The organism is Paraburkholderia sp. GAS33 (assembly GCF_050436645.1).
GTDB classification, from domain to species: domain Bacteria; phylum Pseudomonadota; class Gammaproteobacteria; order Burkholderiales; family Burkholderiaceae; genus Paraburkholderia; species Paraburkholderia phenazinium_B.
In genome coordinates, this window is the sequence record NZ_JBNDMP010000024.1 from 1 (window position 1) to 24,005 (window position 24,005).

Annotated in this window: 24 protein-coding genes; 14 read left to right on the forward strand and 10 right to left on the reverse strand. The window is 55.4% G+C overall.

The features are described from left to right. Together P3T24_RS37360 and P3T24_RS37365 are read left to right on the forward strand one after the other, a co-directional pair. On the forward strand, positions 1-177 hold a 177-nt coding region (locus P3T24_RS37360; protein ID WP_429441727.1), incomplete at its 5' end, for an NAD(P)(+) transhydrogenase (Re/Si-specific) subunit beta. 13 nt (positions 178-190) lie between these two features. Beyond that, a complete protein-coding gene (locus P3T24_RS37365; RefSeq protein ID WP_143787663.1) occupies positions 191-391 on the forward strand; it encodes a hypothetical protein in 201 nt (66 codons plus the stop codon). Between the two features lie 457 nt (positions 392-848). Here the strand turns inward: P3T24_RS37365 and P3T24_RS37370 are convergent, their stop codons facing one another. Next, positions 849-2,009: a porin gene (locus P3T24_RS37370; protein WP_083611622.1), complete on the reverse strand. Its 1,161-nt coding sequence runs from the start codon at positions 2,007-2,009 to the stop codon at positions 849-851. Positions 2,010-2,378: 369 nt separating this feature from the next. Between P3T24_RS37370 and P3T24_RS37375 the strand changes: the two genes are divergently transcribed. After that, complete coding sequence (locus tag P3T24_RS37375) at positions 2,379-2,699, forward strand: hypothetical protein (RefSeq protein WP_429289442.1); 321 nt, start codon at positions 2,379-2,381, stop codon at positions 2,697-2,699. A gap of 315 nt (positions 2,700-3,014) precedes the next feature. On the opposite strand, the gene P3T24_RS37380 is transcribed toward P3T24_RS37375, so the two are convergent. Further along, positions 3,015-3,854 carry an IclR family transcriptional regulator gene (locus P3T24_RS37380; protein WP_167379437.1) on the reverse strand — a complete coding sequence of 280 codons (840 nt, stop codon included), beginning with the start codon at positions 3,852-3,854 and terminating at the stop codon, positions 3,015-3,017. A 446-nt stretch (positions 3,855-4,300) separates the two neighbouring features. Between P3T24_RS37380 and P3T24_RS37385 the strand changes: the two genes are divergently transcribed. The 7 genes from P3T24_RS37385 to P3T24_RS37415 all read left to right on the forward strand — a co-directional run bounded on the left by P3T24_RS37385 (position 4,301) and on the right by P3T24_RS37415 (position 12,270). Beyond that, positions 4,301-5,167, forward strand: a complete 867-nt coding sequence (locus P3T24_RS37385) for an NmrA family NAD(P)-binding protein (protein WP_074296373.1) — start codon at positions 4,301-4,303, stop codon at positions 5,165-5,167. Positions 5,168-5,616: 449 nt separating this feature from the next. Then, positions 5,617-6,387 (forward strand): SDR family NAD(P)-dependent oxidoreductase, encoded by a 771-nt coding sequence (locus tag P3T24_RS37390; RefSeq protein WP_074267523.1) that lies wholly within the window; start codon positions 5,617-5,619, stop codon positions 6,385-6,387. 82 nt (positions 6,388-6,469) lie between these two features. Continuing rightward, on the forward strand, positions 6,470-8,158 hold the full coding sequence (locus tag P3T24_RS37395; protein WP_074296372.1) for a thiamine pyrophosphate-binding protein: 1,689 nt from the start codon (positions 6,470-6,472) through the stop codon (positions 8,156-8,158). 194 nt (positions 8,159-8,352) lie between these two features. Continuing rightward, positions 8,353-8,721, forward strand: a complete 369-nt coding sequence (locus tag P3T24_RS37400) for an AraC family ligand binding domain-containing protein (RefSeq protein ID WP_429441722.1) — start codon at positions 8,353-8,355, stop codon at positions 8,719-8,721. A gap of 250 nt (positions 8,722-8,971) precedes the next feature. Beyond that, positions 8,972-9,103, forward strand: coding sequence for a hypothetical protein (locus P3T24_RS37405; RefSeq protein ID WP_253190147.1), 132 nt, complete (start codon positions 8,972-8,974; stop codon positions 9,101-9,103). A 462-nt stretch (positions 9,104-9,565) separates the two neighbouring features. Continuing rightward, on the forward strand, positions 9,566-10,735 hold the full coding sequence (locus tag P3T24_RS37410; protein ID WP_074267525.1) for a branched-chain amino acid ABC transporter substrate-binding protein: 1,170 nt from the start codon (positions 9,566-9,568) through the stop codon (positions 10,733-10,735). Between the two features lie 335 nt (positions 10,736-11,070). Continuing rightward, positions 11,071-12,270: a PLP-dependent aminotransferase family protein gene (locus P3T24_RS37415; RefSeq protein ID WP_074267526.1), complete on the forward strand. Its 1,200-nt coding sequence runs from the start codon at positions 11,071-11,073 to the stop codon at positions 12,268-12,270. 121 nt (positions 12,271-12,391) lie between these two features. On the opposite strand, the gene P3T24_RS37420 is transcribed toward P3T24_RS37415, so the two are convergent. The 5 genes from P3T24_RS37420 to frmR form a co-directional block, all read right to left on the reverse strand. Then, a complete protein-coding gene (locus P3T24_RS37420; RefSeq protein ID WP_074267527.1) occupies positions 12,392-13,306 on the reverse strand; it encodes a LysR family transcriptional regulator in 915 nt (304 codons plus the stop codon). A 367-nt stretch (positions 13,307-13,673) separates the two neighbouring features. Further along, positions 13,674-14,504 carry an S-formylglutathione hydrolase gene (gene fghA / locus P3T24_RS37425; protein ID WP_074267528.1) on the reverse strand — a complete coding sequence of 277 codons (831 nt, stop codon included), beginning with the start codon at positions 14,502-14,504 and terminating at the stop codon, positions 13,674-13,676. A 57-nt stretch (positions 14,505-14,561) separates the two neighbouring features. Further along, the gene (gfa, locus tag P3T24_RS37430) at positions 14,562-15,137 is read right to left on the reverse strand and encodes an S-(hydroxymethyl)glutathione synthase (RefSeq protein ID WP_074267529.1); all 576 of its coding nucleotides are present in this window, start codon (positions 15,135-15,137) and stop codon (positions 14,562-14,564) included. 74 nt (positions 15,138-15,211) lie between these two features. Further along, the gene (locus P3T24_RS37435; protein ID WP_074267530.1) at positions 15,212-16,321 is read right to left on the reverse strand and encodes an S-(hydroxymethyl)glutathione dehydrogenase/class III alcohol dehydrogenase; all 1,110 of its coding nucleotides are present in this window, start codon (positions 16,319-16,321) and stop codon (positions 15,212-15,214) included. A gap of 68 nt (positions 16,322-16,389) precedes the next feature. Next, positions 16,390-16,665, reverse strand: a complete 276-nt coding sequence (gene frmR / locus P3T24_RS37440; protein WP_074267531.1) for a formaldehyde-responsive transcriptional repressor FrmR — start codon at positions 16,663-16,665, stop codon at positions 16,390-16,392. 329 nt (positions 16,666-16,994) lie between these two features. Between frmR and P3T24_RS37445 the strand changes: the two genes are divergently transcribed. Continuing rightward, complete coding sequence (locus tag P3T24_RS37445) at positions 16,995-18,128, forward strand: aromatic ring-hydroxylating dioxygenase subunit alpha (protein ID WP_167379438.1); 1,134 nt, start codon at positions 16,995-16,997, stop codon at positions 18,126-18,128. Beyond that, complete coding sequence (locus tag P3T24_RS37450; RefSeq protein ID WP_074267532.1) at positions 18,125-19,093, forward strand: PDR/VanB family oxidoreductase; 969 nt, start codon at positions 18,125-18,127, stop codon at positions 19,091-19,093. The genes P3T24_RS37445 and P3T24_RS37450 overlap by 4 nt, the downstream gene beginning before the upstream one ends. A gap of 146 nt (positions 19,094-19,239) precedes the next feature. Here the strand turns inward: P3T24_RS37450 and P3T24_RS37455 are convergent, their stop codons facing one another. Further along, positions 19,240-20,163, reverse strand: coding sequence for a LysR substrate-binding domain-containing protein (locus P3T24_RS37455; RefSeq protein WP_074267533.1), 924 nt, complete (start codon positions 20,161-20,163; stop codon positions 19,240-19,242). 36 nt (positions 20,164-20,199) lie between these two features. Continuing rightward, positions 20,200-21,105 carry an amidohydrolase family protein gene (locus tag P3T24_RS37460; protein WP_074267534.1) on the reverse strand — a complete coding sequence of 302 codons (906 nt, stop codon included), beginning with the start codon at positions 21,103-21,105 and terminating at the stop codon, positions 20,200-20,202. A gap of 147 nt (positions 21,106-21,252) precedes the next feature. Here P3T24_RS37460 and P3T24_RS37465 point away from each other — a divergent pair, with 147 nt between their 5' ends. Together P3T24_RS37465 and P3T24_RS37470 are read left to right on the forward strand one after the other, a co-directional pair. Then, positions 21,253-21,921 (forward strand): glutathione S-transferase family protein, encoded by a 669-nt coding sequence (locus P3T24_RS37465; RefSeq protein WP_074267535.1) that lies wholly within the window; start codon positions 21,253-21,255, stop codon positions 21,919-21,921. Between the two features lie 134 nt (positions 21,922-22,055). Continuing rightward, positions 22,056-22,973 (forward strand): DMT family transporter, encoded by a 918-nt coding sequence (locus P3T24_RS37470; protein WP_074267536.1) that lies wholly within the window; start codon positions 22,056-22,058, stop codon positions 22,971-22,973. A 64-nt stretch (positions 22,974-23,037) separates the two neighbouring features. On the opposite strand, the gene P3T24_RS37475 is transcribed toward P3T24_RS37470, so the two are convergent. Next, complete coding sequence (locus tag P3T24_RS37475; protein WP_074267537.1) at positions 23,038-23,916, reverse strand: LysR family transcriptional regulator; 879 nt, start codon at positions 23,914-23,916, stop codon at positions 23,038-23,040. Between the last annotated feature and the right edge of the window lie 89 nt (positions 23,917-24,005).

Consider the following 24,005-nt stretch of genomic DNA (forward strand, 5'->3'; position numbering starts at 1 on the left):
ATTGCGGGCATGCCGATTATCGAGGCGTACAAGGCGCGTACGGTGATCGTCAACAAGCGTTCGATGGCGGCCGGTTATGCGGGTCTCGACAACGATCTGTTCTACATGGACAAGACCATGATGGTCTTCGGCGATGCGAAGAAGGTGATCGAGGATATGGTGAAGAGTGCTGCTTAAAAGGAGTCCGGCTATGAATGAGAAGTCAATGACAATGCCGGTAAAGAATCTTGGTGAAAGCCGAGCGGGGTTAGGGGCAGATGAGCAACTGAGCGGAGAAGGGGATGTAGCTATGCCGGCTACCAAGGAATATTGTTCGACGTGGGCATGGGTCAATACAACGGGATGGTATGACTGGATGGACTGGCATCACCCGTATCTGCTAACTGAATGACCACTATCTTCGCATCTGTTTTGCGGTTTTACCGCTGCTGATTTCGAGTCCTGTTAGCGATTTCGACGGCGTGCTTCAGCGTTATCGCTCGCGATCCCGATCGACCGGGTGGCCTACCGGCCATTGAGCCGCGATGAGATTGTCGGGACCGAGATGATCTGTCAGTTGCTGTACGGTCTCGTGATGGTCCTCATCACGCAGTACCGCTCGGACGGCACATGTTTTGGTATCCATAATAAAGTTAGTCAAACGTGCAGGGTTTGATGGATCAGCTCGCCCACCGGTGTGCCCAATCTACCTGTTTAAACACAGCTGTGAACCGCGTTACAGACAACGGTTGGTTCTCCATCGCGACCCTGCTTTAAAGGGACTCGCGTCGAAACGCCGGCGTCGCTTCTGCTCGGGCTAAAGCAGATCCGCGACGTCGGTGCTGGGTTCAAGTTGAGAAATTTGTCTGTTAGAACAGGTGATAAATGCCGATTCGGACCACCGATTGGTGGTTGTTAGTTGATGCATCGCCAACTGCACCGTCGAGGATATCAGCCACGCCGGCGCCGCCAACTGCCTTCTGCCATACGGCCATCGCGTAGAGAGATGTGCTTTTCGAAAGTGCGTAAGACGTCGCAAGCCCGACTGATTGATAGATTGGAACCTGTCCGCTGTAGTTGACCTTGCCGTGGGTGTACGTATAGGCGCCACCAACAGAAAACGCCGGGCTGATCGCGTAGCGTACAAACGCTTCGTAATTGTCGAAGCGCACTGAGCTCGTCGTGCCGTTCGCATCTTTAAAATTCGTATCGCTGAAATCCAGGCCGAGCGTTGTGTTACCGATCAGATAGGACACCCCAGCGCCCACGATTTGTTGACTGGCCGGCTGTCCGACGTAGCTGAAGGGGCCGGTCGCACCGATCCCCGCCCCCGTTGTATTCGGCACGTAGTCACCGTCCGTGAGGAGGGCGCCTGGATCCTTGATGTATTCGTAAGCGCCGCCAAAATTAAATTGACCGAAAGAGTAGCTCGCTCCAAGGCCCCAGAGTCCGGTCGTGCTCCGCCCGACGGCATTGGTGTTTGAGAACGAATACATCCCGCCAAACGTTACGCCAGCGATCTTCGGGCTAGCATATTTGATTGCGTTGTCTACACGGAACGAGTTGTCCGTATTGTCGATATCGCCCGAATGGACGAACGGGCCGCCAAATTGGCCACCTGCTGTCATAGGCTGGAGGAAATCGACAACGGGATCGTACTGGCGCCCGAACGTAAGCGTGCCGTATTTGTCGTCTGACAATCCGACGTAAGCCTGCCGTCCGAATTCCAGTCCCCCCTGTCGCATCTGGCCATTTTCGACGCTGAAACCTGCCTCCAGCTTGAAAATGGCGCTGAGCCCTCCGCCGAGGTCTTCGCTCCCCTTCAGTCCCCATCGGCTGCCGTACACGCCATCGTATGTGCCGTCTCGCATGCGCCAAAGAGAATGCCCTCCGCTGTTGGTTACGTAGTCGAGACCTTCGTCGAGTGCGCCATAGAGAGTTACTGTGGACTGTGCCTGCGCACTGAGTGTGAAGAATGCGCACGAGAGCGCAATTGCAGAGATCTTTAAGTTGACTGAAGAATTACTCACAGCGGTCTCCTATTCCATGGTTGGTTTTCACTCAAACGACGATTTAATTTGTATAACTAATCAAAACTCTGACTGGACAGTGACTTCAATGCCCCGTGTCGGCATCTGTTCGTCAAGCCCGGTGCCTCCTGTCCATGTCGTCGATTCTGCATATCAATAGACCTCACCGGGTAACCAATTGTGAGGAGCGGCTTGCAATGCGGGAAACTCCGGACATTTTGCAAATCCTTCGCACGTCAATCCATGAACGGGAACCGTGACTTGAGCATTTAGCAAGGTGGCCTGTTCCTGGAGCCTCGATTTCATGGTCCGATATCAGAACACGCGTTCCATAGGAGACCTTGACTTGATTATAGCCATCGGTTTTTTGTGAAAACAAATAATTTCGTCGAACTGATCGCAAACCCTGATGCCGGTGTCTCTTATATGCAGCTTCGCGTGGGGCCATATGTGGTGATGAGCACAATCTCGGCACCCATCTCGCGCGCAATGCGCACTGACTGGATTGCCGGGTCGACCGGGGTTAGGGCGATTGGTATGAGCGTGAAGGTAGAGATGGCAGTGCTCGAACCGATCTTCGAAGAGCATCTTCTACCTGCGCAGTGCGCTTTAAATTTGGGCCGGGCTGCTCAGCGGGCGTCAATCAAGGTGGAGGAACGGCTGTACGGAGGGAAAATGGGACGTTGTTGACGCTGATATAGCGGACTACTTAGTAAGTGATCGGCCCGACGTGATGTTGTCGCTGACTAATGTGCTATCACGCCTGGAGATTGATCGGCTTTCTGGCGGGGGCGTAAAGGAGGCAGATGGTCACCAATGCGCTAAAACGGAGTCGGGTGCCCTTGGTCGGGCCGAGAGGTCTCGCATCCAAGCAAAATTCGCCCGCGGGCGACGTGGCTCGAATTTCTTAAAAAGTCGACTCTAAAGGGACACTGGACCCATCTGACTCAATCTGGATTGCAGGTTTACTTAAATGCCTCGAAGCTTTCCGGCGCAAGGGGCGACTTAAGCGTCAAGGCCGCGACGGCCAAGAAGCTCGGAAATTTCGTTCGCGGACTGGACTAACAGATTGGTGATGTTCTGTATGTCGGCAAGCATTCGAGCGTTTGGACCACCGACGACCAGCGCCGCCAAAACCTCACCACTTGACTCAAGGATCGGCGCAGCGATCCCATATACATCGTTGGCGGAGCCGAGGTCTGCTGTATCGAGTCCGGACTCAATAACCTTAGCGAGTAAGTCCTTTAGCATGGACTTGCTTGTAACCAATTTCGAGGCGGGGTCGATCCGGACAGTCTTTACGTAAGCGTCCTGCTCAACCCGAGCCATATTTGCCAGGAGCAATCGCCCCGCAGAGGACGAATAAAGTGGTCTTCTATCCCCAACCGACACCATAAATCGCACTTCCTTAGGGCTATCGGCCTTGGCGATATAAACAATGTGTTGCCGGTCTTGCGTGAAATGAGCGATCAGCACAGTCTCACCTGAAGCAGCGGCAAGCGCTTCAATTGTCGATTGAGCAACCTCGGGAAAGCGGCGGTGAGCGACAACCGCTGATGCAAGCTTGAACGCTTCCAAACCTAAAGTGTACGTTCCCTGGACGTTTTTTACGTAGCCGCTTTCGGTAAGAGCCCGCAACAGCGTCAGAAGGCTTGTCTTGGGGGTGGAAGTAAGTTCGCATAACTTACTTAAATTTGCACCTTCGCGCAAATCGGCCAAGAGTCGCAGGACGTGGACTATCCGCGCGGCAGCTCGCGGTGACGGGCGACGCTCCTTCACCGAGGTACTTCCAGTTGCTTTACTCATGCTGATAAATGAATTTTGACTTGGTGTGGATACTGGCATTGCACTCTGAAACCGATCGGGAGGCATACCGCTAAAGTCGCGTTTCCTCAAGGAAGCGAAGACGTCTTGTCGTTCAACGCCCCGCGCCGCTTCCCGTGCCCCTCTAAAGCTTCTGGATGCCTCAAGACTGGTTGAGTCTTATGACGAGATCCGAATGTTTCGGTTTCCATATAGCACATCTCTATCCGCTAAATGACCAATGCAATCCTTCCTCGCGTTGACATCAAAAGAATGCAGCAATAGAATTGTCCCAATTCAGACTATAGGTCACATATCGGACCTTGTCAACAAAAACGAACCAGGTATTTCACCTCGGACACTACGCTTCCAGCCCTCCAGATCTTTGCACGGTTCACTTCGGGGAGCCACGTCGGCGCGAAGGAACACCGGACGGCTTGTACTTCAGTGCGGCTCCATCATGATTATCCACGCGAGGAGGATGAGCAGTGTATGCAATCACGGGAATCACCGGTAAGGTCGGTAGCGCGCTGGCCCTCGAACTTATAGCGGCAGGTCTCCCCGTGCGAGGGATCGTGCGTGACATCGCACGAGCCGCTTCGTGGACGGAGCGCGGTTGCGAGCTTGCCACTGCCCGCATGGACGACGCTACCGCGCTCGCCGCCGCGTTCGATGGCGCGGTTGGCGTTTTCATCCTGCCCCCTTCGGAATTCGACCCCACACCGGGGTTCCCCGAGGCGCGCGCAGTTAGCGACGCCGTATCCGCCTCGATTCTGAAGGCGCGGCCCGAAAAAGTGGTTTGTCTGTCAACGATCGGTGCGCAAGCTAGTGAGAGCAATCTGCTCACACAACACACGATGATGGAGCAGGCGTTGCGCACCATGCCTGTGCCGGTAGCATTCCTGCGACCGTGCTGGTTCATGGAAAACGCCGCGCGGGATGTCGCGTCTGCTCGTGACGATGGCGTCATCGCCAGTTACCTGCAGCCGCTGGACAAGCCCTTGCCGATGGTCTCCATCAGAGATGTAGGCCGCGTTGCGGCTGAACTGCTCCAGCAAACATGGAGCGGCGTGCGTATCGTCGAACTCGAAGGTCCACGCCGAGTGAGCCCTAACGACCTCGCCTTGGCCTTTGCCCGCGTGCTTCACCGCCCGGTACGCGCCGAAGCCATCGGCCGGGACACCTGGGACGCGCTGTTCCGCTCGCAAGGCATGAAGCATCCGCTGTCACGGATACGCATGTTCGATGGACTCAACGAAGACTGGATTGATTTCGAAAATCACCCCGATGAAATCATCCGCGGTCAGATTGAACTGGATGCGGTTCTCGGCGCGCTTGTGCCACGTCCGGCGTGACTGAAACCAGCTGAGCGGCAAGGGTCGCGACACATTCCCCGTCAAAGCCACTTCTCGATAAGTGTTGCAAACGAACGTGAACGAGGTTGCACTGCACTCCAACCCGCTCAACACGAGTTCCGCCTTGGGTCTGCTTCCCTCATTAACACCTCCTGAAATACCTGCCGTTCATCTCACGGTATTAGGTGACTTGAATAACCCAACGAAACCTGGACGCCCACCTCGCACGACTACCGTGGGCTGGCCAATCCCCACAGCCAGGTTTCGTTGACATCAAAGAGTTGGAACAATAGAATGGTCTTCATACGGACGTAATGTCCCATATCGGACCAATGCAGGGCGGCGTAGCGGAACGTAGGCTGCGGTCACTTTAGTATTGGTGGGCTTGCATCTTAAGTAGCGTCCGCGCGTAGGGTGCCAGCACTTCTCACGAATCGGGGAGTACGCAAATGAAACAGCTCGAAGGCAAGAAGGCACTCGTAGTTGCAGGTGCGAATGGCATCGCGCGAGCGTGCGTAGAGCGATTTGCTTTGGCAGGCGCTGAAGTCTGCTTTTCAGATATCAACGAGAATTCTGGTGAGGCTCTCGCAAACGAATTGCAGCGACAAGGTTTCAAGGCGACGTTTTTCCCCTCCGATGCGGGTGATGCGAAGCAGGTGCGGGCCTTGGTGCAGTCGTCGATAGATACCATGGGCGTAGTTGACATCTTGCTCAACAGCGCAGGGGTAGCAACACCGCAGGATCTGCTCGAAATCACCGAAGAGGTATTCGACCGCACCCTGAACATCAATCTCAAATCGGCGTTCATCGCGAGTCAGGAAGTGGCGCGCCACCTGCTTTCAAGAGAAAGCCCTGGTGTCATCATCAATATGTCATCAGTCAATTCCGTGATGACGATTCCTTCGTTACTTGCTTATAACGTTTCGAAGGGCGGAATTAACCAGTTGACCAGAAATATGGCGGTTACGCTCGCGTCTCACGGCATCCGCGTGAATGCGATTGGCCCTGGCACGATTGAAACTGAGCTGGTGCGAAACACGGTGCTGTCGTCCCCGGACGCCGCGGCAAAAATCATGTCTCGCACACCGATGGGCCGCCTTGGCAAGCCAGAGGAAATTGCATCTATTGCTCTATTTCTTGCGAGCAATGAGTCTTCGTACATTACAGGGCAAGTCATCTTTGCAGACGGTGGCCGAATGGGCCTCAACTATACCTGCTGAAGCAGCGCACTCCCGATCTCAAACACCCTGAAGCAGAACACGATCCCTAGCGTCTCACACAAACTGTATCGGACGGCATTTCATGCAATGTTCTCTTTCAACGCCGCGAACTGGCGGGCAAATCCTCATTGATCAGCTGGTACTTCACGGTGTCAAACACCTTTTTTGCGTTCCCGGCGAAAGCTATCTTGCCGCTCTTGATGCACTGCATGACGCGCCCATAGAGGTTACGGTTTGTCGGCAGGAGGGAGGTGCCGCCATGATGGCGGAGGCACATGGAAAACTTTCGGGACGACCCGGAATCTGTTTCGTTACACGTGGGCCAGGAGCCACTAACGCCGCGGCCGGCGTTCATATCGCGCAGCAGGACTCCACCCCGATGATCCTTTTCGTCGGCCAGGTCGAACGCAAAACCCGCGGCCGCGACGCTTTTCAGGAGGTTGATTATCGGGCGACGTTTGGACACCTTGCGAAATGGGCTACAGAAATCGACGATCCTTCCCGGATCCCCGAGATTGTGCTTCGTGCATTCCATGTAGCGACTTCTGGTCGGCCCGGACCTGTAGTGATCGCGCTGCCCGAAGATATGCTTGCAGAGACAGCCATCGCATTAGATCCTCAACCGTTCACGCCGGTCGAGACGTTGATCGGCGAAGCGAACGTTGCCACGCTCGATGCACATTTGCGGGCGGCCGAGCGCCCCGTCGCGATTCTCGGAGGCAGCGGTTGGGACGCCGAGGCTGTGTCCAACTTTGTCCGATTTAGCGAACGATATGGCCTCCCTGTAGCGGTTTCGTATCGTCGGCAGATGCTCTTTCCGGCAACACATCCCAATTTCATCGGCGATCTTAGCTTCGGAGCGAATCCAAAGCTGGTGGCCCGGATAGAAGAGGCAGATCTCGTATTGCTGATCGGCACCCGACTGTCCGAAGCAGCGAGTCAGGGTTATACGCTTTTACGAATTCCGACCCCTGCGCAAAATGTCATTCACGTGCATCCGGACACTAACGAACTGGGGCGCGTTTATCAGCCGACACTCTCCATCAACGCATCGCCGAGGTCCTTCGCCGCCGCGGTTGCAAGGCTGGCCACCCCTGAGCAGCCGTTATGGGCGTCTTCCACGCAGCTTGCGCGTACGAATTACGAAGGATGGAGTGACCTCAGCAGGATCCAGTCTCCGGGTGAACTCCAAATGGCGCGGATCATCGAGTTTCTCCAAAAAAGACTTCCCGCTGATGCGGTTATTTGCAACGGCGCGGGAAACTACTCGATCTGGGTGCATCGCTTTTACCGGTTCAGCGAGTTCGGAACGCAGCTCGCTCCTACATGCGGCTCCATGGGCTATGGCGTACCCGCAGCGGTCGCTGCGAAACGTGTTCACAGTAACAGAACCGTCGTTTCATTCGCTGGCGACGGTTGCTTTCTGATGCACGGGCAAGAATTTGCGACCGCGGTGCAATATGAACTTCCCATCATTTTTATCGTGGTGGATAACAGCATGTACGGCACGATTCGGATGCATCAGGAGAAAAACTATCCTGGCCGGGTTGTCGCCACCACATTACGTAACCCGGACTTCGCCGCATACGCGCAGGCTTTCGGAGGTTATGGCGAACGCATCGAAACCACCGAAGAATTTGAAGGCGCGTGGGATCGGGCATACGCCTCCGGAAAGCCCGCGATCCTGCACTGTCTGATTGATCCCGAAGCAATTACTCCTTTCGCAACTCTTAGCTCATTTCGCGAAGCTGCACTTGGTGCTTCAAAATAAAAGCAAGGTCGCAGAGCGAGAAGACATCGAATCGACAACAAAGGGGATGAAATGACAGGAGCACTATCCGTCAACAGCCCCAGGTATGAAGGCCGTTCGCGTTTCGCAATTACGGCACGGCTGTTTTGCTTCCACTGGAAGATGAAAAATCGTCCTTTTGCAAACCCTCGGCGACTGTGTACAGCCGCTCAACGATGGAGATGTCCATGTCCGAAGTCATTCATTTTCAACGTGACACTGTGTCCTTCGAACCGTTCGGCGAACAAGGTAGCGGATCCGCGTCGATCGCACGCCTGGTCGGTCCTGAACTAAGCAAAACCATGGGTGCGGGTCTCGCGCGTTTCGACAATGTCTCTGTCGAATGGACGGTCCACTACGACGAATTGATTTTTACGCTTGACGGGGCTTTTACGCTGCGCGTCGGTGAGCATGCCTATGAGACAAGACCGGGCGATGTGCTTTGGATTCCCGCAGGTACGTCAGTTCGTTACGAAGGCCGCGGCGCGACCATTTTCTACGCGCTTGCGCCGGTGGACTGGCGCGAGCGGAGCAACCTGACCTAAGCATCTGTCCACCGCTTTCAGATTTCAAAATATCATCGTCGCTGGTGATGTCGCGAGTGAGATTGCAGTCGCTTATTTTTTGGCGTGAGGCGAGGCTCTGGAGAGGTGGGGAAAATATAAAATGATATGCAGTACGTAGGAGTATTAATCATCAAAAAATAGCAAATAAATATGGTGAAAAATGTATGTCTCACACTATCTTTTTGCGGATGGAATGAGGAAGACACTCGGCGTTCTTTTGCCCGGATTAATGACGCTTCCGGCGACTGTTGACGATGTAATTGAGGTATTGGCTGGTCATTGCATGGTTAGGGCGGTCGGTAGAAATGATTGGAGCGAGTATCGCGCCGGGGGTTCGTTTAGTGTTCAACGCGAGAGCTAGATAGATGGGACGGTGTTTGAGACTGTCGATTATGTATGCAGCTACGATGATCGAAAGGTCTGACAGTACGGTCATGGTTCTGCCGCGACGGTGGAGTTCCACGGGAACGGCTGAGCCGTGACGGAATTGCGGAAGAGGACGCAATCAGGATTCCGTATGGAATACCTCCCGAAACGCTGCGTCGAAGCTTTCGGTGCGCCCCATGGTTCGTAGAGAACGCCACGCGTGATGCTAAGTCGACGGCAGAGACGTCCGGGCCAGTGCGAGGTGCAGCACTAGGGTTTGCGCTAAGTACGCAGATTTTTGTTCTTTCTAAAAAAGATCGGGGTCTATAATTAGGCTGTGCGTCCGATATGAAACCTATGGTCGCATATGGGACCTTGAGCGGGTCCGTAGCCCCGTTTGCTCAATCTGAGACTCAAACGGACTTCCCATATTCAGGATCACCGAGGACTCGCAAAAATGTTCAAGTCGCTAAAATTTCGTATGCGGTGTCTTGCAGCCAGCTCCGCACTTCTTGCTCATTCTCTCTTTTTGTCCGCCTACGCGAACGCGCAAGAGACGGTTGTTCAGATCGGGTTAGTGGCGCCTATGACAGGCCCCTATGCTGGCTACGGCAAAGACTGTGAAAACTCCGCGCGGCTCGCTATCGACGAAGCCAACGCGAAGAAGCTGTCGATCAACGGGAAGCCCATCAAGCTGCAACTGGTCTCCGCTGATGATCAGGGCGATCCTCGTATTGCTGTTCAGGTCGCTCAACAATTGGTCGACGAGAAAGTTGTTGCTGTGATCGGGCACTTCACCTCTGACACTACACTTCCCGCTTCACGAATCTACTCAAAGGCTGGTATTCCAATGATCTCGCCAGCTGCGACTAACCCGAGCATTACCCAAGGGGGGTTGTCGACGGTGTATCGGGTTATGCCGACCGATGCACAAAATGCCGGCACGGCTGGTAGATGGGCCGCGACAGCGGGCAACGCGAAGCGGATTGCAATCTTGGACGACCGCACTGCCTTCGGGGCTGGGGAAGCTGACGAGTTTGAAAAGGCGGCGCGGGCTAGCGGCGCAACGATTGTCAGCCGCGAATACACAAACGATAAGGCAGTGGATTTCAGCGCCCAGTTGACGAGAATCAAGAGTACAGGTGCAGATCTGCTATTTTTCGCAGGAAGTGGTGACACGCCTTCTGCCATGGTCGTAAAGCGCATGCGTCAGCTTGGAATGAAGGCGACGTTCGTTGCGGGCGGCGGCGTCGCAGATGCAAACTTTATCAAGATCGCTGGCGATGCTGCGGAAGGCGCATTTGTTTGGGACTACGGTTTACCGCTGCAATCGCTGCCGAACGGCAAAGAGTTTGTTGCGAAATACCGAAAAACCTATGATATTGACCTGCTCCCCTATGGCCCGTTTAGCTATGACGCAGCCAGCGTGCTGATTCACGCCATAGAAGCAGCCAATTCGACGGAGCCGGCCGATATCAACGCAGCAATCAAGAAAATCCAGTTCACTGGGATCACCGGTCCTATTGCCTTCCTTGCCAATGGCGATATCAAAACAGCAATTTCAACACTTTACCAAGTGAAGCAAGGTCAATGGGTCGTTGTGACATCAACCAACAAAGGTGTATGAAATTTAACAGTATGGGGCCATGATCCGGCGGCTGGAAGGGACAGTTTCTTATGAGCTGTAGCAGGTCAGTGAAAACCTGTCGGTCTATCAAGTAGTGGACGCGTGATTGAGATAGGGCAGCGGCCATTGCTTGTGTAGGTCTCGTTACGCGTATTGCTGTGGTCTCAGATTGCAGACCTGGCCGCGCCATAAGCGAAGTTGGTTTTGAATGGGCGTTTTGAAACACTGGACCTGACTTCGCCTGGATAGCCACGTGTGTTGAACAACAAGCCAACCGTTGAGAAGAACTTGATCTCATTCTTCAGTGATCGCGATGCATGGCTTCGAGGAAAAAAATGTACGATTTTGCGCCAGTTTTTAAACAACCAACGGGTTCCCCCATCCGCGAGCTTTCAAGATATCTGAACCAACCGGGAATGATTTCGTTTGCAGGCGGAGTTCCAGCGAGTGATCTGTTCGACGTCCACGGATTTAAACGCGCGAGTGAAATAGCGTTCGAAAATCCAGTGGCGTGCCTGCAGTATGGTGCGACCGAAGGAATGCCCGCGTTAAAGGAACAAATTCTCCGGTTTGTGGAAGAAGATGATATTAGACGCGACGATTCGGAGGTTATAGTCACCACGGGGTCTCAACAAGGGTTCGATCTCCTGTTGCGAGCATTTGTGTCGTCTGGTGATGTGGTTTTTGTCGAAGAGCGTACCTATCCCGCCACGTTGCAAGCACTAAGGCTGCAACAGGCCTCGGTCACCGGAGTCGCTGTGGACAGCGACGGACTGGATACGGTTGCGCTAAAACTACTCCTCGAATCGGATACTCTAAAGGCAAAGCCGAAATTGCTCTACGTCGTGCCTTCGTTTTCGAATCCAAGCGGACTTACGCTGAGCCTGGAGAGAAGGATCGAACTGCTTGAACTGGCTGTTAAGCATCAGTTCGTAATCGTGGAAGATGATCCGTATCACGGGTTGCGTTTTGATGGTGAGCCTATCCCTTCCTTGCTCAGTCTCTCAGGTCGCGTCGAAGGTGCTCGAGACTGGGTGGTTCATCTGGGGAGTCTGTCTAAGATATCGGCGCCAGGCTTGCGGGTGGGATGGACAATCGGACCGGCTGATATCGTGCGCAGATGTGTCATTGCGAAGCAGACCGCCGATCTATGCAGCTCCACCTGGATGCAGGCCGTTGCAGCCGAGTATCTAAAAAGTGGGGCCCTCAGACCTCATCTGAAAAAAATTGCTGACGAGTACGGGAAGAAGTGTGATGTGCTGTGTGACTTACTAAAGCAGGAATTTAGTGACGGCATCGTCTTTGATCGCCCAATGGGCGGAATGTTTCTGTGGGCACGCTTGCGATCCGGAAGTGATACCTCGGCGCTTCTTTCTAAGGCGATTGCAAATGACGTTGTTTACGTTCCAGGAAGGGTGTTTTTTGCTGACCAGCCCGACATTTCGTCACTGCGTTTGTCGTATGCCGCTCCGGGCGAAGTACTGATCAGGGAGGGGGTGCGGCGGCTCAGGCGCGCTTTCGAAGGTTCGCTTTAACACGCACGCAAGCCTCGTAGTCGTAGGTCTGGCCGAGTGCGAGGAACAAATGAGCCTGCTGGCAGACGTTAGTGAGGCAGGGATAGCAGCTCTGCTCAAAGCGCCGTACAGACATGGCGGTTCAACGAGGGTTACCGACGATCGACGAGATAAAGTCGAGGAACGCATTCGTCTTCGCGGGCATATGATTTCGAGAGGGATACAGCACATAGAGAGGCCAGCGTTCGTCGCACCAGTCGGGGAACAGATTGACAAGTCGCCCACTTGCAATCAAGCCTTCAATGCCCAGCTCCATGACCTGGGCGATACAGTATCCAGCCAAACATACCGCATGCATCGTACCTGCATCATTAACCATTAATTGGCCTTCGGGATAAAGCTCCATTTGCGTGCCATTGCGATGGAACTCCCATTTAAATGGCAGGCCTGTCTCAGGATTCCGATATCTCAGGCAAATATGTGAGGAGCCACGCAACTCATCGGGGCTACGCGGGCGGCCGTGCTCTTTCAGGTAAGAAGGCGACGCCACCGTGAGTATTCGTGTTTCGAGCAACTTGCGAGCTATCATGGACGAGGACTTCGGCTCGCCGAAACGGATGGCGAGATCGAAGCCCTCAGAGACGGTGTCGCCGAGTTGGTCGCGTGTGACCAAGTCAAGCTTGAGTTCGGGATGGGCTTTGAGGAACTCGCTTAGGCGTGGTCCAAGAATAAGGTTTGAGAAGAAAGGGTGAACGTTCACTCGCAGACGTCCACGCACGGTCTCCTTGCTGCAGGCAGCTGACTCAGCGGCCTCCTCCAGTGCGGTGAGCAGCGGCACCACCTGTTCGTAAAGGCGACGTCCCTCGTCCGTAAGGGTTACGGAACGAGGATGACGGTCGAACAGACGCGCGTCAAGCCGACCCTCGAGTCGCGCGATCGCACGGCTGACGCCGGGCTGCGACATATTTAGCGCCTCAGCGGCGGCAGCAAAGCTGCCGCTATTGGCCACTGCAGCAAGTACGCTCATCCCATTGAGGGTTCGCTCGTCGAAAGCCATATGGCTTCTCCTGTCGGTGGTATCTTTTCGCAACAGCGATGGTAGCGAAAAGCGAAGGCCTATTGATAACGCATTCCAAGAGACAAGACGGAAGTGTTGTCATTGCCATATCGTGCCGCGCTTGCACTACGTGCCGGTATGCAGATACGGGAGCGAGTGAAACGCGCCTTAATGCCGTCTGAACTACCTATAGCCTCAAAGTATCGGAAATGAGACCGCCGCAAAAGTCCGGTGCGACTTTGACCGAGGGATCACGATGAAAAGGTAACTCATCGGTGCCATAACATGTCAATAATGTGTTGGGTCGTACTACGACCAGCATCGTCTCCATGTGTCAGCGTCCGACAATTCTGCGGGTGTAAATCGACTATCCATGGAGAGCTTTAGCATGAAACGCAATATGATTGCCAATGAAGGTAGTGATGAAGTAGTAGCTATGATCGAATCCAGGATAGAGCCTAAGTGTCAGGGGATGGCCGACGGCTTCACAGGAAGCCTTTAACAGATGAGGTTTGAGCTGAGTCTCAAGAAATTCATCTGCAGCGCCTTGATCAACCAGTAGCGGAAGCTTCTCTGCCGCGGACCTGACGAGGTCGCACGCATCGTATTGCCTCCATGCTGTACGGTCTGGACCCAGGTACGCCTCGAATGCTTTCTTGCCCCATGGCACCTGGGCGGGAGCGACGATCGGCGAGAATGCCGAAACGCTGCGATAGCGGCCCGGATTGCGCAGCGCCACGACGATTGCACCATGGCCGCCCATCGAGTGTCCGCTTATGGAGCGGGCTTCTGAAGCAGGGAATTCCGATTCGATCAATTCGGGAAGTTCCGTGACAACGTAGTCGTACATCCGGTAGTGGGCTGCCCAAGGTTTCTGGGTTGCATTGACGTAAAAGCCTGCACCTTTTCCAAGGTCATAACCCATATCGTCAGCAACCTGTTGCCCGCGAGGGCTGGTGTCCGGAGCGACTATGATGACGCCATGGCGACTCGCGTATTGTTGAGCTCCGGCCTTCGTGGTGAAATTCTGCTCGGTGCAAGTCAAACCGGAGAGCCAGTACAGTACGGGTAGTTTTTTCCTGGATGCCAGCGCCGGGAGAAACACAGAGAAGTTCATTGAACAGTTGAGCGAGGCCGACTCATGCCGGTATACGTCCTGCCATCCGTCAAAACAGGCACGGTGTTCTATCCGTTCCATTGCGACTCCTATAAATAGCGGACGGATCGGTATGAACGATCCGCCCTGGCTTTTTTGCTACTTCAGCACACCACTGCGCTTTGCGATGTGCGCGGCTATCGCGTCCATTAGCGGTGGATTGAGTGCGTCGTGCGGTGCGAGCCCAAGCTCGGTAAGTCTGGCTCGAACGTCATCCATTTGTTCCGGCTTTGCGCCGCCACCTTCGATCACCGACGAGACGAATGCCGCAAAACGTGGCTCCTCCCAACCTTTGTCGTTGGACAGTTCGGTGTGCACGAAGTCGAGACCGTAGAAAGGATGGTCGCGGTTCTCGATCCGACCATACATGTGAGTTCCGCACGCCTTGCAGGCATGGCGCTGGATAGCGGCGTTCTCGTCGACTACCTGCAGCTTTTCCGGGTGAGCCGTGACTTCGACCTTGTCTCTCGGGACGACTCCCACTACCGAAAAAGCGGCGCCAGCGGGTTTCCAGCACTTGGTGCAACCACAAGCATGGTTGTGTGCCACGTTACTGGTTATCCGGACTTCGACTTTGTCCTTCTGACAATTGCAATGGAGGGTACCGCCGGCGAAGCCGGGTGTACCCTTCTTGATACCGGTATCGACTGATGGGTGGATTGCCACAGTGCTCATTTTGAATTCTCCAATGTTTTCAGAATAGGAATCGGCGCAACAACGCTACGCCAATGACTGCGCACGGTCGTGTCCTAATAGTTGATCACGGTGCGAATCGACATGCCGTCGTGCATCAGGTTGAATGCTTCGTTTATCTGATCAAGCGGCAATCTGTGCGTGACAAATGGGGCGAGCTGGATGTCACCTCGCATGGCGTCTTCCACCATGCCTGGTAGTTGTGAGCGCCCCTTTACGCCACCAAATGCTGTGCCTTTCCATGTACGGCCTGTCACCAGTTGAAACGGACGCGTCGAGATTTCCTGACCGGCCCCCGCGACGCCGATGACTATGGACTGTCCCCAGCCACGGTGCGCGCACTCCAGCGCGGCACGCATGACCTTGACGTTGCCGATGCATTCGAACGAATGATCGACGCCCCAGCCGGTCATTTCGACGATCACCTGCTGAATCGGCCTTTCATGGTCTTTCGGGTTGACACAATCGGTAGCGCCGAAGGCTTTCGCGAGATCGAACTTCGAGGGGTTGGTGTCGATCGCAAAGATGCGCCCGGCCTTGGCCTGACGCGCTCCCTGAATTACTGCAAGGCCGATTCCACCAAGTCCGAACACGGCGACACTGTCACCCGGTTGAACCTTCGCGGTGTTGTGCACCGCGCCGATACCCGTCGTTACACCGCACCCCAGCAGACAAACCTGTTCATGGTTGGCAGCGGGGTTAACCTTCGCCAGCGAGACCTCGGCGACTACGGTGTATTCGCTGAAGGTTGAGCAGCCCATGTAGTGGTAGATCGGCTGGCCGTTATAGGAGAAGCGGGTTGTACCGTCGGGCATCACACCTTTGCCTTGGGTCGCACGCACGGCGACACACAGGTTCGTCTTTCCGGATTTACAGAACAGGCATTCGCCGCATTCGGCCGTGTACAGCGGAATCACGTGATCGCCAGGTTTGACAGATGTGACGCCTTCGCCGATTTCCACGACGACGCCTGCACCTTCATGCCCGAGCACGCAGGGGAACAGGCCTTCTGGGTCGTCGCCCGACAAGGTGAAGGAGTCTGTATGGCATACACCCGTGTGAGTGATCTTTACTAATACTTCGCGTTTCTTTGGCGGTGCAACATCGATCTCGACGATCTCAAGGGGTTTTCCTGGCGCGAATGCAACTGCAGCACGTGATTTCATGACAGCTCTCTCAATTGGACGACGAAGACAGGCGATATGAGTATCTGGACGGACTGGGCTGCACATCATCACCGCAGGTAGGTGCGAACGAGATTGATAACGCCGTTGATCGATGCATTGGCGCCGTCCTGGCGGTTGGTCGCGTTAGAAAACTCCTCGCGCAAATGGCTTTCAAGCACGCAGGCCATCAGGCCATTGATCGCGCCGCGCGCTGCGGCGATCTGCTGCAGAATCGCCGCGCACTCAGCACTCGCCTCCAACGCCCGCTCAAGCGCTTCGACCTGCCCACGCAAGCGTCTGACGCGGGTAAGCAGAAAATTTTTTTCCTGGGGTGAATGCGGCACATGACCTCCGTTAGATACTGGGCGTGAGTATGTGGTATTGCCACCGTCTTTCTTTATCTCAACGTCCAGCTTTCTAAGGACGTAAGTGAAAACTCCAGGCTCGTGACGACTAACAGGTTTGTTGCTGAGACCTATGCGGAGAGCACGGTGTAAAACATAACGGACTTCGGGAAAGACCTGGGCAACGCGTTAGACGATCCGATAAGCGTTCGGCCGGACGCAGGTCTAGTATTGATACATAGGATTAACCGGCGAAATTTGTCCGGACAATGCTTGAAACGCGAGGGGCGCTTCCTCGCACGAATAGATCAAATACAGGAGATAGCGTGATGTCGACCGTACAAAAGAACCCTGTCCAACTCGAAGTTGTCGGTTCTGATTCGAAGGAGAACGGGCAGCCGAATACGCGGTTTTTGCAGAACGTCTGGTACTTTGCCGCGTGGTCTGCGGATGTCTTGCAAGAGCCTCTCGAACGGCTCATCATCGACCAACCCGTCGTTTTGTTTCGTACCTCCGAGGGTGAGGTGGCGGCTCTGCGAAACGTGTGCCCGCACCGCTTTACTCCGCTTAGCATGGGCACAGTGGTTGGCGACACCATCGAATGCCTCTATCACGGTCTGCGATTCGCACCTTCGGGGCAATGTGTTCACAATCCCCACAGTGCGACCATTCCCAAAGCGGCTTGTGTCAGGCGCTACCCGGTGGCGGAGCGCGACGGGATCGTGTGGATCTGGATGGGCGCAGCCGAACTCGCCGATGAGTCCACCATTGTTCGTTATCCGGAGTTGAATCAACCCGAAAAGTTTACGTACACCCGTGGGCAAACGATGGAGATGCCCTTGAATTATGAGTTGATGACAGACAACCTGATGGATTTGAGTCACGTTGCCTTTACGCACAAGAATACCTTGGGTTCTGATGGGCTCGTCCCTGGTCAGACGGAAGTACGTGAGGATGGCAACTCGATATGGAGCATGCGGATGGCGCCAAACACAAAGCCCGCGCCATCCTTTTCGATGTCAGGTGGGTGCTCGAAGGACGACGTCGTAGATTACTGGCTGGACATCCGTTGGGATGCGCCAGCGAACTTCTATCTCACATCTGGGCACGCACCGGCCGGACAGGGACGTTATCACGGAGCTCAGATTGATTCCTTGCAGGTAGTGACGCCGTCGAGCGCTAACCGGTGTTACTACTTCTTTATACATCTGCGTAACTATCGTCGCGACGATGATGCCATGACGCACGAACTGGCGGAGTTTATCCGTCAGGCGTTCGCCACGGAGGATGAGCCAATGATCGCGAGCGTCCAGAGGAATATGGACGGTCGCACGCTAGAAGAAATGAAGCCGGTGCTGCTGACATGTGACGCAGCTGCAATGCGGGTCCGCAGGGCGCGCGAGCGGCTTCTGGACCTTGAGGCGAAGAGTGATAGTGATGGGATGGTGGAGCGTCGTAAATGAATGAGTCGTGGATTGAAGTAGAAGTTTCGGCCAAGGAACTCGAGGCGGATGGCGTTGTCCGTCTTGAGCTGGTGGACAGGGAGGGCGGGGAGCTCCCCGGGTTCACGGCTGGCGCACACATCGATGTCGAAGTCGCACCTGACCTGATAAGACAATATTCGCTTTGCAACAGTCCGCGCGAGCGCCATCGCTACGTGATCGGTGTGCTGCGGGAGCCGTCATCGCGTGGCGGCTCACAAGCTGTGCACGACAGCATTCAGGCCGGTCACACAATCCGGATCAGAGCGCCGCGTAACCACTTCGCGCTTGATCCCACTGCAAGCCGCTACATCCTGTTTGCAGGCGGAATCGGCGTGACGCCGATACTGGCCATGGCCGAACATCTCAGTGATTCGGGAAAGCCCTTTGAGTTGCACTATTGCGTGCGCACGGCAGCTCGTGCCGCCTTTGTCCGGCGCATGACGAAATCGTCATTTTCGGCTCATGTGCATCTTCATTTTGATGACGGGCTTCCAGAACAACGGCTTGAGATCCGGCAGGCATTGGGGAGTTCGGACGACGACGCGCACGTGTATGTTTGCGGACCTGCGCCGTTCATTGGATATGTTCTGGAGAATGCGCGCGAACGGGGTTGGCCAGAAGCGCGGCTGCATCGAGAGTTCTTCGCTGCATCGACATCAACCGCCGCGTCTGCAGAGGAATCCTTCGAGGTACAACTAAGCAGCACGGGGCAGATCCTCACGGTTCCTGCGGATCGAAGTATCGTGGAGGTTCTGGGCGAAGCCGGTGTCGCTCTGGAAGTCAGCTGCGAGCAGGGGGTCTGCGGAACGTGTCTGACGCGGGTGTTGCAGGGCGAACCCGATCATCGGGATGTGTATTTGACGGATGCGGAACATCTTCGCAACGACTGTATGACAGTCTGTTGCTCCCGCTCGAAAAGCGCGAGACTCGTTCTCGACTTGTAGGCACCGGACCGGCACGTCATCGGGTGTATTGATTGATGGTCAGACGCGTCAACCAGCGTCGCTATGAACGCGGCGCGGGTCTCATGAATCCACACTGGAATGGGAGCCACACGACCCTCGTCGCCGACGCTAGCCGTGTCCGATTGTCATCTGTCCACTCGCATTCGACTATTGGCCTTTGCATATTCGACCAGGTGCTCCGACAAGTTTTTCACAAGCGTCGGCAGCGTGTCGGGCGGTTGCGTCACCAGGCTTACCTCGCGTATGGCCCAGGGATCTTCGAGCGCGATATAACGTATGTTCATGCTCTTCACGTAGCGCTCCACTGAGGAAATCGGCGCGATGCCGATTCCGACGCCCGCCTCGACCATGCGGCACATGGCCTCGAAGTTGCTGACCTGCACTCGAGGCCGGAAATTCCCGCCGGATTGCGTTGCCACGCGCGCCATGAACCGGTGTAGGGCTGTGTCGCCCGGCAAAGCGATGCAGGAAAGCCTGAGCGTCTCGGTGAAAGAGATCGAAGAGACGCGCGCCAGTTCGGAAGAAGGCGGCAAGATGACGACCAGCCTGTTACTGCCGAAAGGGCGGGCCCACAATTCGCCCGTTCCGACCGGACTGGACACGACGCCGATATCCGCCTCGCCGGCAGCGACCGCCCGTACGATATCGTCGCTGAGTGCCTCTCTGAGCTCGATCTCCACGTCCTGGTGCTGCGCTAGGAATCCGCTGAGCGCCTGGGGCATGAATTCGGTCATCGAAGTCGTGTGCGCGTAGACTTTCACCTGACCCCGCAAGCCACGGCTGAAATCGCGCATGTCGAAGCTTAGGTGCTCCATCTGCTGTATGATCTGCTGCGCATGCGCAAGCAGTGCCCGGCCAGCCGCAGTCAGCGTGGCCCCCTGAGGCGTGCGATTGAGCAGCCGCGCACCAACCGTGGCCTCCATGTTCCTGATCCGCGTGGACGCGGCGGCGGTGGAAATGGCGCTGCGGCTGGCACCTTGAGTCAGGCTGCTAGCATCGGCGATATGGATGAAGAGTTGTAGATCGAACAGATCCAGACGTAGGTTCATGGCGCATCATGATACCGCGGTGAATGAATCATTCGCCTACATGTCGCCATTCAGTTCCAACCGATAAAGGCGTCGCGCGTTTCCACGGAAGAGGCCTTCCACCTCGTCGGCGCTGTAATCTTCGAAATATCGGACATAGTCTTGCCAGACTTCCCGATAGGGCGTGACGATACTCTCCACGGGGTAGTTGCTGGCAAGCGCACACCGGCCAGAGCCAAAAAGATCAACGGTATAGTCCAAAATGGGACGTATCGAATCCAGCGTCCATGCGGTGTCGAACATGCCGAACCCGGATATTTTCACCGCGACATTAGGTAGCTGGGACAGCTTCCGCATGTTCTTGCGCCAGAGCGCATGGCGTTCGGCTTGGTTTGCATAGGGCATGCCGACGTGCGTAAGAATAAATTGCGTGTCTGGGTGCGCGCGCACCAGCCGGACCACGTCTGCTCCCTGTTCGGGGAAGAATTGCAGATCGAAGGTCAGATCGAATTCCTTGATCAACCGAAAATTGCGTTGCCATACCGGGTCGTGCAGTGGGTCGTAGGCGGGCGACGCGTCGAGCCGCCGATGCAAGGCCTGGCGGACGCCCCTGGTATTCCTGAATGCACGATGGCCTTCGAGGACTGCACGCACATCAGGCGCCGCCAGATCGACATTGCCCACGATGACCTGAGGGACCCCTCCGGAACGAACGACATCGTCGGCTACACCTTGCAGCCAGCGGGTTTCGCGGACATGGTCAGAAGGATCGTGCTCTGCCTGGATATGCACCGCAGCAAGCAATTCGAAATCCTCTGAGTCCAAAAGAAAATCCGTCACCAGATAGTTACGCCGTAACGAGCAGTAGTCCGGCACGACCGAAGATCGATTGCCGTCGTTTAGCCACGGGTAATAGTTTTCCTTCAAATCCCACAAATGGAAATGTGCATCGATGATTTTCATTCGAGCCAGCTCGTATGTTGAACACCCGAACATTGTGCGGACAGGTCGCTGCGGCTGGCAATCAGGATTGCATTAACACCGTGTTAGGGATGCGTTGACGGGGGCTTTTAAAAATACTGATAGTCACTTTTCCTCTGGAGCTACATCATGCGTGTTCGATTTCGTTCGCGCCAAGGCATCATGCAGCTATTCGCAACCCCCGCATCGCCCTGGGTCCGCCGGGTCATGATTTGCATCATCGAACTGGGCATCCAGGACAAAGTCACCACGATCCAAACCCGATGGCCGCACTCGTGGGGAACGCACACCGTGCCATTCACGCCCGAATTCGGCCAGGCTACACCGGTTGGCCGCATCCCCGCGCTGGTGACGGATCAAGGGCTGAGCCTCGCGGATTCGATGGTGATCTGCGATTACCTGAACGCTGAGTATGGTCAATACCGGCTGCTTCCTCAGGCAGGCGAACGCCGGTGGCGCATCCTGTCCCAAGTCGCCATCGCGAACGGCATACTCGAAGCGCACATCAGCCGGCGCGCGGAACTGCTCCGCGATCCGGCGGGACGATCCGCCGCTTTCCTCGAAAAGATGAAGGTCCGGGCACAGCGCTGCTTCGTGGCGCTGAATGAAGACGCGGTGGATTTCGCGCCAGAACCGGATCTTGCCCAGATAACCATTGCCGCTGCTTGCGGGTTTTCCGATTTCCGCTATCAAGGCGATCAATGGCGCGCGACATCTCCCCACCTTGCGTACTGGTATGAAAACTTCTCACAGCGTTCTTCCATGGTGCTGACAAGACCCGCGGAGACCCCGCAATAGCCCTCCCGAGTCTCCGATAAAAAATGGCAGCAAGGTTCTACATCAGGAAATTCTAAACAGTCACGATGCCTCGCGAGCTCTCGTTCGCCGCGGACACCATTTTCCAATTTCCTTATTTCAGGAGACGTTCCGCCATGTCTGCCCCGTATTTCCTGTTTCCTTTCGTCGCGATACTGCTATGGGCTGGTAACGTGATGGTTACGAAGCTGGCGGTCAACGCCATCGATCCGACGGCTATCACGTTCTGGCGACTTGCTTTTGCTGTTGCATTGATGAGCACGTTTGTTCAGAAGCCGGTGTGGCGCAGCCGCGCCGTGATCGTGCCGCAATTGCCAAGACTTGCGATTCTAGGTTTTCTCGGCATGGCGCTGTTTCAATGCCTGGCATATCAGGCAGCGAAAACCACCACCGCGACCAGCATGGCGGTCATCACCTCGCTTGTGCCACTTCTGACTATGCTTCTCTCTGTGCTGTTTTTGCGCGAAGCCCCGACGGTGGGCATGCTATGCGGCGGCCTTCTATCCTTGGTTGGTCTTGTCTACCTGGTCAGTTCAGGAAACCCGGCGGCTCTTCTCTCAGGCGGCGGCCACGTGGGTGATCTGCTGATGCTGATTGCGGCTCTTGCTTACGCACTGTACGGCGTGTTGCTCCGACGCTGGAACGTCGGCCTACCGTCATGGCAGTCGACCTATTTGCAGGCAATCGCCGCGCTGGGCTTCATGCTGGTTTTCGAATTTCGGCTACCGCTGCACGCGGCGCTCCCGAATCGGGCGAGCGTACCGTTGATCGTATATGCAGGCATGTCTGCTTCCGTCGTACTGCCGTATTTGTGGATGCAGGGAGTCAAACATCTAGGCGCTAACCGCTGCAGTATGTTTATTAACCTGCTACCTGTCGCGACAGCCGTCATCGCGGTTGGCTGGTTCAGAGAGCATTTGCATGCATATCACCTCCTCGGCGGCGGAGTCACTCTTTTGGGCGTATTGCTGGCACAGATGATTCGCCGACCGTTGCTGATCGGCTGCCGCGCGACTCACAGGCCAGCGAAATGAGGTAAGTGGGAATCCGTAGACCTGGCGCGAATGCATGCTGGACACGCAATCGCCGGACGCGATATCAAGGCCTAAAATGTTGGATGAACTGATCGAGTGCGGGGTTTTTAGCGTCCGCGCTCCATACGAATTCAACTTCATAGGTGCTGGACAGGTCTGGATGACTGATCAGTTGAGCATCAGGCGGGCAGCTGTACTCTGATACATCCGGCACAATCGAATATCCCATGCCCGCAGCGACGAACCCCAAGATGGTGGAAGTATCGACCGCCACTTCTACCAGGCGCGGCACGAACCCCGCTCGCTGGCACTGATCAATCCAAAAATCGTAGTGCGACGGTGCGTTTTCGCGAGCGAACCAGATACAGGGTTCATCTTTGAGTTCGGCAAGTGTAGCTGGCGGCTTACGGGCAAGATTGCTTTGGCGCGGCACCGCGAGCATCAGCCTGCCGCCAAATATGGTGTGCCCAAAAAATGCTTTATCGCTTCGATCCCTAAGCGCGAGAAATCCGCCGTCGAGACTGCCATCAGCAATTTCCTCGATCTGTTTCATAGCGAGTACCGGCTCAAGCGTAACGGCTATATTGGGATGAGTCGTTCTGAACTCGCGTAGTAGTCGCAAGATTGAAGGGTGCCAACTGTAGCTGGCAGATACCCCGATTCGGAGAGCGCCAAGTTGACCGCTTGCTATTCGCGAGACCCGCTCAGTCGCCATCTGTAGGTCATCAAGCAGGCGTGTTGCGTCTACGACAAGCTGTCGTCCCGCCGCAGTGAGTTCAACACCTCGAATGCTGCGGACAAAGAGAAAGGCTCCTAATTCTTCTTCCAGATCCCTGATTTGGCGGCTCAAGGCTGGCTGAACGACGTGCAAGTGTCTCGCGGCCTCGGCAACGCTGCGATGCTCGGCGACGGCGAGAAAATATCGTAAATGGCGAAATTCCATGAGGGACCTCGTTCCCCTATACCTCAAAAGCATAGCATCAATTTTTAAATAGTATTTTTGTTGCTTTTGTCATCCGGTTACCCTAGTGC